15 protein-coding genes are annotated in these 12628 nt (G+C 40.5%); 12 read left to right on the plus strand and 3 right to left on the minus strand.

Translation table 11 applies throughout. The features are described from left to right. Positions 1 to 357: 357 nt before the first annotated feature. From L2716_RS03335 to L2716_RS03390, 12 genes are all read left to right on the plus strand, one after another. The gene (locus L2716_RS03335) at positions 358 to 993 is read left to right on the plus strand and encodes a GntR family transcriptional regulator (protein ID WP_236331766.1); all 636 of its coding nucleotides are present in this window, start codon (positions 358 to 360) and stop codon (positions 991 to 993) included. A gap of 76 nt (positions 994 to 1069) precedes the next feature. Then, the gene (gene hpaI, locus L2716_RS03340) at positions 1070 to 1999 is read left to right on the plus strand and encodes a 2,4-dihydroxyhept-2-ene-1,7-dioic acid aldolase (RefSeq protein WP_236331768.1); all 930 of its coding nucleotides are present in this window, start codon (positions 1070 to 1072) and stop codon (positions 1997 to 1999) included. Then, positions 1999 to 2793 (plus strand): fumarylacetoacetate hydrolase family protein, encoded by a 795-nt coding sequence (locus tag L2716_RS03345; RefSeq protein WP_236331770.1) that lies wholly within the window; start codon positions 1999 to 2001, stop codon positions 2791 to 2793. The genes hpaI and L2716_RS03345 overlap by 1 nt, the downstream gene beginning before the upstream one ends. Further along, entirely contained in the window at positions 2774 to 4291 is a 1518-nt protein-coding gene (gene hpaE / locus L2716_RS03350; RefSeq protein WP_236331772.1) for a 5-carboxymethyl-2-hydroxymuconate semialdehyde dehydrogenase, read from the plus strand. Before L2716_RS03345 ends, hpaE begins: the two co-directional genes overlap by 20 nt. An 88-nt stretch (positions 4292 to 4379) precedes the next feature. Further along, positions 4380 to 5855, plus strand: coding sequence for a 4-hydroxyphenylacetate 3-monooxygenase, oxygenase component (gene hpaB / locus L2716_RS03355; RefSeq protein WP_236331774.1), 1476 nt, complete (start codon positions 4380 to 4382; stop codon positions 5853 to 5855). 14 nt (positions 5856 to 5869) lie between these two features. Beyond that, positions 5870 to 6853 (plus strand): 3,4-dihydroxyphenylacetate 2,3-dioxygenase, encoded by a 984-nt coding sequence (hpaD, locus tag L2716_RS03360; RefSeq protein WP_236331776.1) that lies wholly within the window; start codon positions 5870 to 5872, stop codon positions 6851 to 6853. Between the two features lie 193 nt (positions 6854 to 7046). Next, on the plus strand, positions 7047 to 7502 hold the full coding sequence (locus L2716_RS03365) for a pyridoxamine 5'-phosphate oxidase family protein (RefSeq protein WP_236331778.1): 456 nt from the start codon (positions 7047 to 7049) through the stop codon (positions 7500 to 7502). A 110-nt stretch (positions 7503 to 7612) separates the two neighbouring features. After that, on the plus strand, positions 7613 to 8242 hold the full coding sequence (locus tag L2716_RS03370) for a TVP38/TMEM64 family protein (RefSeq protein WP_236331780.1): 630 nt from the start codon (positions 7613 to 7615) through the stop codon (positions 8240 to 8242). Between the two features lie 113 nt (positions 8243 to 8355). Continuing rightward, positions 8356 to 9108, plus strand: coding sequence for a type I methionyl aminopeptidase (gene map, locus L2716_RS03375; RefSeq protein WP_236337781.1), 753 nt, complete (start codon positions 8356 to 8358; stop codon positions 9106 to 9108). A 114-nt stretch (positions 9109 to 9222) separates the two neighbouring features. Continuing rightward, positions 9223 to 9468 carry a spore coat associated protein CotJA gene (locus L2716_RS03380; protein ID WP_236331782.1) on the plus strand — a complete coding sequence of 82 codons (246 nt, stop codon included), beginning with the start codon at positions 9223 to 9225 and terminating at the stop codon, positions 9466 to 9468. Next, positions 9449 to 9712 carry a spore coat protein CotJB gene (locus L2716_RS03385; RefSeq protein WP_236331784.1) on the plus strand — a complete coding sequence of 88 codons (264 nt, stop codon included), beginning with the start codon at positions 9449 to 9451 and terminating at the stop codon, positions 9710 to 9712. The genes L2716_RS03380 and L2716_RS03385 overlap by 20 nt, the downstream gene beginning before the upstream one ends. Positions 9713 to 9740: 28 nt before the next feature. Then, positions 9741 to 10310 (plus strand): manganese catalase family protein, encoded by a 570-nt coding sequence (locus tag L2716_RS03390; protein WP_236331786.1) that lies wholly within the window; start codon positions 9741 to 9743, stop codon positions 10308 to 10310. Positions 10311 to 10364: 54 nt separating this feature from the next. On the opposite strand, the gene L2716_RS03395 is transcribed toward L2716_RS03390, so the two are convergent. The 3 genes from L2716_RS03395 to L2716_RS03405 form a co-directional block, all read right to left on the minus strand. Beyond that, positions 10365 to 11153, minus strand: a complete 789-nt coding sequence (locus L2716_RS03395; protein ID WP_236331788.1) for a TerC family protein — start codon at positions 11151 to 11153, stop codon at positions 10365 to 10367. Positions 11154 to 11463: 310 nt separating this feature from the next. Next, a complete protein-coding gene (locus L2716_RS03400; RefSeq protein WP_236331789.1) occupies positions 11464 to 12093 on the minus strand; it encodes an O-methyltransferase in 630 nt (209 codons plus the stop codon). A 24-nt stretch (positions 12094 to 12117) separates the two neighbouring features. Then, the gene (locus L2716_RS03405) at positions 12118 to 12540 is read right to left on the minus strand and encodes a hypothetical protein (RefSeq protein WP_236331791.1); all 423 of its coding nucleotides are present in this window, start codon (positions 12538 to 12540) and stop codon (positions 12118 to 12120) included. Positions 12541 to 12628: the final 88 nt, after the last annotated feature.

Here is a 12628-nt window from a genome sequence, read left to right on the forward strand (position 1 = left end):
GCTTTTATCCGGGTTATTTTTTTAATCCATCTCAACTATCCGCCCATTTCATCGACTAATTCGATCATTTCATCGACTTATCTGATCATTTCATGGAATAATCTGCCCATTTCATCGATTTATCTGATCATTTCATTGGAAAATCCGCCCATTTCATGAAATTATCTGCCCATTTTAGTAAGATAGTCATGCTATACATGTTCATACAACATAATGGTGAAGCCATCAACAAAATAACAGAGCAATCGTATAAGATACATCGATAATTGTGACTATTGTTATAATTCTGAATTTTGTGTTGAAATCATATATGATTTTATATATTATAAATTTATGAAAGCGCTTAACTCGAAATCTATGAATAAACAACAATACGCGTATAAGTTGTTGCGTGCTCGCATTCTTGATGGCTCGTATGGCCCTGGGTTTCGGATTGTCATTGATCAGATTGCTAGAGAAATTGAAACGAGTGCGATTCCAATTCGTGAAGCATTACGTCAATTGGAATCCGATGGACTCATTCAATTCAAACCTTATAGCGGTGCTGTCGTAACACCGATTAACGAAAATGAGTATTTAGAAACGTTATCGGTACTCGCTGTGATTGAAGGTTATGCAACTGCGATCAGTGGTCAGCATTTTCCAAAAGAAAGAATTCCAGATTTAGAGGAAATCAACGGTAAGATGAAACAGGCTTTGGAGGATCTGGATTTCACAACATTTGGTTCTCAAAATCGGGCATTTCATGCGTTGACCTATGAATATTGTGACAATCAATATCTTGTAGAAAACATCAGGTCTACATGGAAACGACTTGACTCTATTAGGAGATCTGGTTCAGCTTTTATGCCAGTCAGAGCGAAGGAATCGGTTCGCGAGCATGAAGAAATCATACGACTATTATCCACGCGTGCAGAAGCTCATGTCATTGAAGAATATGTTAGAGATCACAAATTGAATACGGTCAAATCTTTCTACCATCAAAGACATTAAGGAGGTTAAAGATTACTTTGTACTTCTTAGAAAACAACTTTTAGTAAAAAATAACAGTTTTAAAGGAGAGGAAAGAATGTCTAGATTTGATGATTTGAAACAACGTATGAGGGGCTCTATTGCGCCCATTATTACCCCTTTTAAAGAGGATGATTCAGTTGACCTCGATGCATTAGAAGAACTGATTCATTGGCATATTGAGAGTGGGACCCATGGAATTTCCGTAACTGGAACGACAGGAGAGCCAAGTTCACTGACCCTTGAAGAACGAGTCCAAGTGATGGAAAGGGCAGCTAAAGCAGTTAACGGAAGAGTACCTTTTGTGCCAGGAACAGGATCAACCAACCATCAAGAAACGTTATACCTCACCCAGAAAGCAAAAGACATTGGAGCAGATGCCGCTATGGTCATCGTTCCTTACTACAACAAGCCTTCACAACACGCCTTATACAAACACTTCAAAACCATCGCCGACACCGTAGATATACCTATTATCATTTACAACATACCGGGTAGAACAGCCGTCAATATGGACGTGAAAACAATTGCTCGCCTTAATGAAGACTGTGAAAATATCATTGGCATAAAGGAATCGAATAAAGATTTCGAACATGTAAACCGAGTTTTGCTGCATTGTGGAAGAGATTTTCTATTGTATTCAGGAATCGAATTGCTTTGTTATCCAATGCTTGCAATTGGTGGGGCAGGATACATTAGTGCAACTGCGAATGTCATGCCTGGTCGCGTTGCGGACGTTTATAATTACTGGGTTAATGGCAATATCAAAAAAGCACAAGAGCTTCATTATGACCTCATGCCACTGAATGACGTCTTATTTAAAGATACAAACCCAGCACCGTTAAAAGCTGCGCTAGGTATGATGGATCGAATTAACCCACAACTTCGCCTGCCGATGGATCTTCCAAATGAGGAGCTCCAAAAGGAAATACGTTCGGTATTAGATCAATATGGATTACTATCTAAAAATGTTGGGAGTCATGCGTAATGAAACATGCACGTTTTATTCTAGAAGGTAGAGAACAATTCGGGATTGTGGAAGATGGGAAAATCGTAGCTTCATCAGGAAAAGTTTATGAAGAAAGTGATATCGATGTCTGGTTGGCTCCGTTTAAGCCAAACAAAATGATTGGACTAGCTTTAAACTACGCAGATCATGCAGATGAATTAGGCCTTGAAAAACCTAAGGAGCCAGTGCTTTTTATCAAGCCTAACTCTTCGATTGTCGGTCACAAAGCACCTGTCTATTACCCTGACGGTGCCACATATATGCACTATGAAAATGAGTTAGCCGTCGTCATCGGTAAAGAAGGTCGAAACATTAAAGCTGCTGATGCAATGGATTACGTAAAAGGTTATACGATCGCGAATGACGTGACGGTTAGAGACTTCGTCAATAACATGTATCGTCCACCAGTAAGAGCAAAGGGACATGACACATTCGGACCGATGGGACCATATTTCGTTGATAAGGAAGACATTCCGGATGTAAATAATATTGAATTACGTACGTATGTGAATGGTGAATTACGCCAACAAGGGAATACGAAAGATCTCATTTATAACATTGAAGAATTAATCGAATTTATCAGTTCATTCATGACGCTTGAGCCGAATGATGTCATATGGACAGGTACACCAAAAGGTATTTCACATGTCTATCCAGGGGACCAAGTGCGACTCGAAATTGATTACTTAGGGGCATTAGAAAATCACATTTTAGATGGAAGAACGGAAGAGGTCGAGGCAGGAGGTGCCGATCATGCAGAAACCAAACGTTAAAGATCCTATTCAACTGTATATCAACGGTAACTTTCAGGCTGCTCATCAAGGTCATGTATTCGAGAATCTCAGTCCTTACTCTGCAGATGTCATCAATCAAGTGGCAGAAGGTCAGAAAGAAGATATCGAATTTGCAGTTGATGCGGCAAAGAATGCATTTCGAAATGGTCCATGGCGCTCAATGAAAGTAAGTGAGCGACTTGAATACATTAACAAGATCGCGGATCTGATTGATGAACATATTGAAGAAATTGCTTATCTCGAGTCGTTGGATACAGGTCTTCCGATCAAGCAGACTAAAAAAATGACTTCTCGTGCAGCAACGAACTTCCGATTTTATGCTGAGATGGTCAAAAACCGGATTGTAGGAGAAGCGTATCAAGTTGATGATGAGTTCTTGAATTATACGGTCCAAAAACCAGTAGGTGTTGCAGGGTTGATTACACCTTGGAACGCACCATTTATGCTCGAAACGTGGAAAGTAGCCCCAGCACTTGCTACTGGTAACACCGTTGTTCTAAAACCAGCGGAATGGTCACCGTTAACAGCGAATAAGCTTGCAGAAATTATTGACGAGGCGGGACTTCCAAATGGTGTGTTTAATGTCGTACATGGGTTTGGAGAAACGGCAGGTGCGGCACTTGTTGCTCACCCTGACGTCGAGCTTATCTCCTTTACTGGGGAAACGACGACCGGATCAGAAATTATGCGAAACGGCGCAGCTAGTTTGAAACGTTTTTCTATGGAACTTGGTGGAAAATCACCAATCATTGTATTTGACGATGCTGATATTGAACGAGCTTTGGATGCATGTGTATGGGGGATCTTCTCGTTTAATGGAGAGCGTTGTACAGCAAACTCAAGACTATTCGTTCAAGACTCGATTAAGGATATGTTCATCGAACGCCTGAAAGAAAGAGTGTCCAATATCGTCGTAGGTGATCCGATGGATATGGATACGGAAGTAGGACCTCTCATCCATAAAGAACATTATAACCGGGTGAAAAATTACTTAGCGATTGCAACACAAGAAGGTGCAGAGATCTATCAAGGCAAAATTCCAGCTGGGCTAGAAAGTGGGAACTATGTTGCACCAACTTTACTTCTAGATGTGAAAAATGACATGAGAGTTGCCCAAGAAGAAATTTTCGGGCCTGTACTCACTGTCATGACTTTTACTTCTGAAAAAGAGGTAATCCAACTTGCTAACGATATTCGGTATGGATTAGCAGGATATGTATGGACGAACGACATGAAGAAAGGACACCGTGTAGCACAGGCTGTCGAAGCTGGTATGCTTTGGGTGAATTCTCAAAATGTCCGTGATCTCCGCATTCCATTTGGTGGTTCTAAATCTTCAGGAATTGGACGAGAAGGTGGGCATTACGCTTTCGAATTTTACACAGAAATGAAAGTGATTCATGTGGCGATGGGAGACCACCACATACCACAATTCGGAAAGAAACAGTTGACTTCAACATCAACGCATAAACAATAAATCTCCGACGAATTCAAACGATCATGATGTAGCAACGAGACGGATATGTCGGCACTAGCTTGAGATCAATTATTCAGGAGGGATCTATTTGGGTGCACGTACGGGTAAAGAATATATTGAAGGTCTGAAAGCTGCGAAGAACAATGTTTGGATCCACGGGGAAAGGGTGGAAGATGTAACGACACACCCTGCTTTGAAAAATGTCGTTCAGTCGATGTCGAAACTAATGGATATGCAACATGAGAAGCCTGATAAAATGCTTTATACTTCTCCAACATCAGGGGATCAGGTAGGTCTTTCATTTATCGCTCCAAAAACGAAGGAAGACCTCGTCAAAAGAAGTGGGATGTTCACCGAGTGGGCACGTCACACAGGCGGTATGATGGGGCGAACACCGGACTATTTAAATACAAGTGTCATGGCATTTGGGACCGCAGAGAAATTCTTTGCAGAAGCCGATCCGATGTTCGGTGAGAACGTACGGAATTATTATGATTACTGCCGTGAAAATGATGTGACGTTGACTCATACTTTGATTCACCCACAAGTGAATCGTTCAAAAATGCAACACGAACAAAAAGACCCTGGCATTTCTGCTCATATCGTTGAGAAAAATAAAGACGGAATCGTAGTCAATGGTGCAAGATTACTTGCAACACAAGGCGGCATTACAGACGAGATTGTTGTTTTTCCATCAACATTGAACAAAGCATCTACTAACGATGATCCTTATGCAATGGCATTTGCGATTCCAAACAATACGAAAGGTTTAAAGTTTGTCAGTCGTGAATCGTTTGATGTTGGTCGTAATCAATGGGATCACCCGTTAAGCTCAAGATTTGAAGAGAGCGATGCGATTGTCATTTTCGACAATGTACTCGTACCTTGGGATCGGGTATTTGTTGCCGGAAGTTCAGATATTTGTAATCGCACCTATGTGGAAACGAATGCTATGGTGCACATGACGCATCAAGTCATCGCAAAGAATACAGCGAAAACAGAATTCGTCTTAGGCGTCATTCTTAGTATGATCGATGCGATTGGAATTGAACGATTCCAACACGTGAAAGAAAAGGCATCTGAAGTCATGGTGATACTTGAAACGATGCGCTCGCACTTGTTCCGAGCAGAACAAAATGCATCCACTGATAAGTATGGAAATATGACACCTGATTTCGCACCATTGAATGCAGCACGTAACTGGTATCCGAAGGTATATCAACGAATGGTTGAAATTGTACGTATTCTCGGTGCTTCAGGGCTAATGGGAACACCAACGCAAGATGACTTCACGAGTGAAGAAATTGGGGAGTTCGTACACCGTTACACTCAAGGTGGACAGATCGACGGTTATGAAAAAGTACAACTATTCCGCTTGGCTTGGGATCTCTCCCTTAGCTCATTCGGTGGACGACAAGCTCTGTATGAATATTATTTCTTCGGAGATCCAATTCGAATGTCCAATGTGTATTATGATGTCTACAACAAAGATCCGTATAAGGAAATGGTTAAATCCTTCCTTGACCGGGTGAAACCGACTACCGCTCAGAACGTGAATGTATAAGGGGGCTTCAGAGAATGGACTTTAACATCATTCGTATTGCGAGAGTCGTCATGAATGTGACAGATCTCGACCGCTCAAGAGCTTTTTACGTAGATGCACTTGGCTTTGTTGAAACAGAGCGAGATGAAGACCATCTTTATCTAAGAGGACTTGAGGAACACGTTCATCATAGTCTTGTACTTAAGAAATCCGAAAAGCCAGGTATTCAAGCGATGGCCTACAAGGTGATGGAAGAGCAACACCTCGATCAATTGTATACGTTTTTCAAGGATAAAGGCATGAGACCGAAATGGATGGACCAGGGGTGTCAAAGAGGGATAGGAAGGACTCTTCGCGTACAGGACCCGTCCGGACTACCGCTCGAATTCTTCGCAGAAATGGAAGGCGTTGAGCGTATGCTCCAACGGTATGATCTGTACCGTGGCGCTCGTATTCAAAGGATCGACCACGTTAACTGTATGGTTCAGGACGTGGAAGCGGCTCAATCTTTTTATATGAATGAACTTGGATTCCGTTGTTCAGAATATACGGCAACGGAGGATGACCGTGTTTGGGCAGCTTGGTTACACAGAAAACCTACCGTTCACGATCATGCTTTTATGAATGGTGTAGGTCCAAGACTTCACCATGTTGGGTTTTCCTTGAGTGATCCAATGAGCGTCATCCACTGTTGTGATGTGCTTGCGGCAAAAGGTTATGCTCATGCTATAGAACGAGGGCCAGGTAGACACGGATTATCGAATGCGTTCTTCCTTTACTTAAGAGATCCTGACGGCAATCGGATTGAATTATATACAGGGGACTATTTAACGAGTGATCCTGACTTCAAACCGATTCGATGGGACTTGAATGACCCACGGAGAGCAACGTTCTGGGGACATGCCGCGCCAGATAGTTGGTTCAATGAAGCGAGTGTCGTTTTGGATGTCCATACAGGTGAGGAATTGCCTACCTCTGAGCCGGTTTTACAACAGCGAAAGCCAGATTTCGTTACTTAAATATTTGTTTCAAGGCTAGGGGAGTTAAAAAAATTCCCTTAGCCTTAATTTATTAGTTTGCAAGCTACTGAATAAGGGCATTTTGATATTAAGGGAAAAAGTTAGCTGAGCGTGAGCTCATACTTGCGCCTCACTATGTGCGTGATATGATTATACAAGGTGAATAATCAATTTTTGAAAGGGGATTTTTGACTTGGCTAAACAAGAAATACCTACAGAACTTACACCAGAACTTGTAGAATTCTTTCAAGGTGAAAAGTTAGTAAACATTGCGACAGTAGATGCAGAAACAGGTGCCCCAAATGTAAATGCGATTTCATGGGTTAAAAGTGTGGATGAGAAGCGCATTCGCTTTTCGGTTACGAACAATTCTCGTATTGTCGATAATATTAAAGCAAATCCTGGTGTTGTCTTAAACATCATCGGATTAGAAACGGTTTATTCGATTCAAGGGAAAGCTGAAATTCTTGAGGATACCATGGAAGGTGTCAACCTGAAGCTTGCAAAAATCGAGATTACGGTTGAGTCTGTATTTGAAAGCATGTTCTGGGGAGCGAAAATTACTCAAGAGCCAGAATATGAAAAGACATACAATCTTGAAAAGGCGAAGGAATTAGACAATTCCGTTTATGCGGCTCTAATGAAGTAAACGAAGGTGGTGCTCTCTATTTACAGGGCACCTTTTTCAAAACTTAAGCTGAAGAAGATTACATACGTGTATGTAAAATATGATGATAGGATTAAAGAAGGAGAACGTCCATGGGTGTCTACTGGGAAAAATTCAAATACTTCTTAACGGATTTGTCACAAGAAGATATTTTGCGATGGCTAGAAGAATATAAAGATCTTGGACCTTTCCCAGGCATCTTATTACCGATGCTTGAAGCGTTTATACCTATTCTGCCACTCGTACTATTTGTGGCAGGTAACGCTGCTGCTTATGGATTTTTCTGGGGTGTGCTTTTTTCATGGATTGGCACCGTATTCGGTTCGATATTCGTTTATTTATTAGTGCGTAAATTCGCCCAACAAAAGTTCATGAAATTCGTAGCCAATCATAAAAAATCAAAATCTTTACTTGATTGGGTTGAAAAGAAAGGATTTGGTCTTCTTTTCGTGCTATATTGCTTCCCCTTTACGCCATCCGCACTCATCAATGTCGTTTGTGGACTATCAAGAATCAATACACTTACGTTTGTACTCGCTGTTAGTCTCGGAAAATTAGTCATGGTGTTTTTCATTTCTTATATAGGTCATGATTTCTTCTCGATCATTAAAGAACCTGTAAAAATGATCATTATTAGTGCAGTGATCTTCATATTATGGTTGTTCGGGAAGTTATTGGAACGAAAGCTGCATACACCTTTAAAAACAAAAATAAACGAGTAACTTAGATGTATACTATGCAATATGATGGAAGAGATGATTCGATGGTGAATGATCTCTTTTTAATTGAAAACATGTCAGAAAAGCAATGTCATGATTAAGAGAGGGTGAGTGAACTGGTACCACGAAGAACGAGTGCGGAAATTAAAGCGATGCATGAAGCGGGGAAGTTGTTAAGTCAATGTCATAAAGAGATTAGGAAAAGAATCAAACCAGGGATTTTAACTAAGGACATCGATGACTTTGTTGATCAATACTTAAGTAGGCACGGAGCAACACCTGAGCAAAAAGGATACAACGGTTATCCTTATGCAACATGTGCATCTGTGAATGATGTTGTTTGCCATGGATTTCCTTCGAAATCCCCCTTAAAAGATGGAGATATTGTTACGATTGATATGGTCGTAAATTTAAATGGTTGGCTTGCGGATTCAGCTTGGTCATACCGAGTAGGAAATGTTAGTGATGAAGCTGAAACATTGTTAAATACAACGAAAGAAGCACTTTATATTGGTATTGAACAAGCAAAGGTCGGGAACCGCATCGGTCATATTGCGAATGCGATCCAAAGCTTTGCTGAACAAAAGGGATATTCAGTTGTGAAGGATTTTATCGGTCATGGAATTGGGCGTAAAATCCATGAGTCACCCATTGTTCCTCACTTCGGTCCTATTGAACAAGGTCCAGTTCTCGAAGAAGGTATGGTCATAACAATCGAACCGATGTTAAATTGTGGTGCGCATTTTGTATATGTTGAAGAAGACGGTTGGACGGCAAGAACGGTAGATGGCAGTCTCTCAGCACAGTACGAACATACTGTTGCGATTACTTCTGATGGACCGATGATACTGACGGAACAAAACAAATAACTTATTGATTTACAGAGCGGCCACTAAATTTGGCGGCTCTTTTTATTTGCATTCTAAAGGTCGATGTCAATGAATAAGGTGAATATGACATTGATTATAGGGAGGTTTATTTGCATGCACACGAATAGAAAGTCATATCGTCCCTATATCGGGCCATGTGATCCTTGTCGACCGATCCGTGTAAAGTACTATGAAACGCCGCCCAATTTATATCTTGGCTATCAGCCATATGGATTACAGCAATATGACCCGTGCACCGCTTTGAAAAAAGGAACACTTTGGCCAGCGTTATTTGCGCCTTATAGTAACCCATATAAAAAGAGAGAGGGGGAGCAGGAAAATGACGGAGCGAATGCCTGATGAATTTTATGCTTTAATGGAAAGTTTACAGGAGGTTGATTTTGTACTTGTAGAGCTGACCTTATATCTTGATACTCACCCTGAAGACTATCAAGCGATTAAACAATTCAATGATTATTCTCAAAAGAGCATGGAACTCCGTCAACAAATTGAACAGAAATATGGACCTCTCACGCAATACGGGCATAGTTACTCTGGCTATCCGTGGAATTGGAATAAGCCTCCATGGCCATGGCAAATGTGACGAACAGCATAATAGGGGGTAGATGGACATGTGGGTATACGAAAAAAAACTACAATATCCTGTGAAAGTGAGCAAATGTGATCCGAGATTAGCAAAATACTTAATTGAACAATATGGAGGGGCGGATGGTGAGCTTGCTGCCGCATTAAGATATTTAAACCAACGGTATACGATTCCTGATAAAGTCGTTGGTTTATTAACAGATATCGGAACTGAAGAATTTGCGCATCTAGAAATGATTGCAACGATGATATATAAGCTAACGAAAGATGCTACACCAGAAGAGATGAAGGAAGCAGGGCTAGGGGACCATTACGCTAACCATGATGGAGCACTTTTCTATCAAAATGCTGCAGGGGTTCCCTTTACAACAAGTTATATTGCAGCAAAGGGCGATCCAATCGCGGATTTATATGAAGATATTGCCGCCGAAGAAAAAGCGAGAGCTACATATCAATGGATCATCAATATGAGTGATGACCCTGATTTGAATGATAGCTTAAGCTTTCTTAGGGAAAGGGAAATTATCCATTCGCAACGGTTTAGGGAAGCGGTAGAAATTTTAAAAGAAGAAAGAGATCGGAAGAAGATTTTTTAAGAAAGTGAGGGGCTGACTCCCAATTAAGTTTGTCAGCCCCTATTATATATTGAATTATGCATTTTCCGGCTCTTGCTTTGTACGATCGGATTGGTTCCTTTGTCCTGAAAGAAACCATCCACCCACAGCAAGGGCAACTAGTATGCCGTAAAATGTTGCTTTCCATATTAAGCTATGTGTAAAATCTTCTGGAATAATCCCTACGTTCGGATGAGCAATAGTATGAACGATCAGCTTTACACCTACCCAAGTGACGATTAGATATGCTGCAGTTTCAAGTCCGGGACGTTGTTTAAGAATTTTAGATATATACGTTGCAGCTGTACGAATTAACATAAGACCAATTAGCCCCCCAAGGAATATGACAGCGAACTTACCTCCGTCCATTCCTCCTATTGAAGGTAAAGGTGTTTTAGGCAATGCGAGGGCTAGTGCAACTGCGGCGAGTATAGAATCAACAGCAAATGCGATATCCGCAAGCTCTACTTGAATAACTGTTTTCCAAAAGCTCTTGTTACTCACTTTCACTTCTGTTTTTTCCTCATCATGCCCACTTTTAATTCGTTTTTGTTTATAAATATGTTTCACACCAATGTATATTAAATAAGCGGCACCGATTGCCTGGACTTGCCATACGTTTACAAGGTATGAGATAGCGAATAAAGCTGCAAAACGGAAGATGAACGCACCTAATATACCGTAGAAGAGTGCTTTCTTTCGTTGTTCAGGCGGTAAATGTTTGACCATTACAGCCATGACTAAAGCGTTGTCAGCAGAGAGTAGACCTTCAAGACCGATTAAGATTAGCAAGGTCCAAGCATACTCTAACCATAATGATTCCATAAATCAGAACTCCTTTCAAAATGGAAAAAGACTCGAATCCCAATAATGGCTCAAGTCTTTTTTGAAAGAACGCAAAAAGACCTTTACCATTAGAGGCAAAGGTCTTGCTAACAACGTCGAGTTGCCGAAAACGCCGAGAGGTAATCCTCTGAAATGACGACGAAATCGCTAAAGCTACTCCCCTTTGAAATTCTATGGTAATTATACAATGAATTGAGCCGAATATCAATGTACATTTACTTATACTGATACCCAATAAATTGTATTTTAAACAGTGGGAAGAAACCTATACATTAAGTAAAAAGTATTTTTATTTCACTCGGGCGAGTGTTAGTCCATCACCGATTGGAAGGAGGATGCTCTCTAGTTTTGAATGATTAGCCACTTTTTCATTATACCTTCGCAGGGATATCGTACTTTCATCCGTCGAGTTTTCATTAAGCACTTCAAAATTCCACAACGTGTTGTCAGCTGCGATGATCGCGCCTGGATTGGCAAGCTCTATACAACAGTCCAAGTAGTTTATGTAGTTTCCTTTATCTGCATCTATGAAGAAAAAGTCATACTTTTCTTTCTCGTTAGATAGATTTTCTAATGAGGATAGAGCAGGTCCGATTTTGTATGTTACTTGACCTTTGAAACCAGCTTCTTCTACATTTTTCTTCGCTACATTCGCATAAGATTCTTCTAATTCCAATGAAACGAGATGAGCAGATGGATTTCCACGTAAGAGACAGATTCCACTGTAACCTCCAAGTGCACCAACTTCTAGAATGTTCTTTGCCCCTGAGATCGTTACAAGCATGGAAAGGAGTTTACCCGTTTCCGGTGATACAGATATCGTTGGCATTCCGATTTCTGTCATACCTTCATTGATTTTTTGATATTCCACATCTTCAGGCGTAAATAACGTTTGAATATATTGTTCTAATTTCATCATGTCCTCCTCATTTTTGATGGATTTTTATTCCTCTTTATATTCTATACTGTAAATGATCGTAAAGCCTAGAATGATACCTGAGAAAAAGTGAAGTCTTTCGTTTCCAAAAAGGATGTTCGCAAAACCGATAAAATCTCCCCAAGATAGTAAGGTGAAATAATAAGCAGGAAAAAGTAAAACTAATAGAGAAGGAATCCCAAATATACTAAACTTGCGCCAATTATATTTCAGATTCTTACGATCCTTAGATAATCGTGGGATGAATGGAATCGCCAAGAGTGCCCCGTAAATGACAGGGAAGAAGATTGAATAGTAAAAAACAGGTGTAAGTAAGAAATTTTCTTCAGCTTGCACTTTTAAATTCGATTCTATTTTGAAACCACCTAACAAAAGTGCGCCGAAAAACAATAAATATATAAAATAACGGAGCGTGGAACGATTTTTCATATGTAAGACCTCCATTCTAAACTAATCATATTGTTCGAATAGGACAATCAGCTTTTGGACTAGAAGATAGAACAGGTGAAGCAAAATC

The sequence above is a fragment of the Pseudalkalibacillus berkeleyi genome, assembly GCF_021608225.1.
Classification (GTDB): Bacteria; Bacillota; Bacilli; order Bacillales; family Fictibacillaceae; genus Pseudalkalibacillus; species Pseudalkalibacillus berkeleyi.

Bases quoted from the DNA above. Each gene is read 5' to 3' on its own strand.
- L2716_RS03335 (WP_236331766.1), top strand. From the start codon at position 358: ATGAATAAACAACAATACGCGTATAAGTTGTTGCGTGCTCGCATTCTT.
- L2716_RS03390 (WP_236331786.1), top strand. From the start codon at position 9,741: ATGTGGGTATACGAAAAAAAACTACAATATCCTGTGAAAGTGAGCAAA.
- L2716_RS03395 (WP_236331788.1), bottom strand. From the start codon at position 11,153: ATGGAATCATTATGGTTAGAGTATGCTTGGACCTTGCTAATCTTAATC.
- L2716_RS03345 (WP_236331770.1), top strand. From the start codon at position 1,999: ATGAAACATGCACGTTTTATTCTAGAAGGTAGAGAACAATTCGGGATT.
- hpaD (WP_236331776.1), top strand. From the start codon at position 5,870: ATGGACTTTAACATCATTCGTATTGCGAGAGTCGTCATGAATGTGACA.
- L2716_RS03370 (WP_236331780.1), top strand. From the start codon at position 7,613: ATGGGTGTCTACTGGGAAAAATTCAAATACTTCTTAACGGATTTGTCA.
- hpaE (WP_236331772.1), top strand. From the start codon at position 2,774: ATGCAGAAACCAAACGTTAAAGATCCTATTCAACTGTATATCAACGGT.
- L2716_RS03400 (WP_236331789.1), bottom strand. From the start codon at position 12,093: ATGATGAAATTAGAACAATATATTCAAACGTTATTTACGCCTGAAGAT.
- hpaI (WP_236331768.1), top strand. From the start codon at position 1,070: ATGTCTAGATTTGATGATTTGAAACAACGTATGAGGGGCTCTATTGCG.
- L2716_RS03405 (WP_236331791.1), bottom strand. From the start codon at position 12,540: ATGAAAAATCGTTCCACGCTCCGTTATTTTATATATTTATTGTTTTTC.
- L2716_RS03380 (WP_236331782.1), top strand. From the start codon at position 9,223: ATGCACACGAATAGAAAGTCATATCGTCCCTATATCGGGCCATGTGAT.
- L2716_RS03385 (WP_236331784.1), top strand. From the start codon at position 9,449: ATGACGGAGCGAATGCCTGATGAATTTTATGCTTTAATGGAAAGTTTA.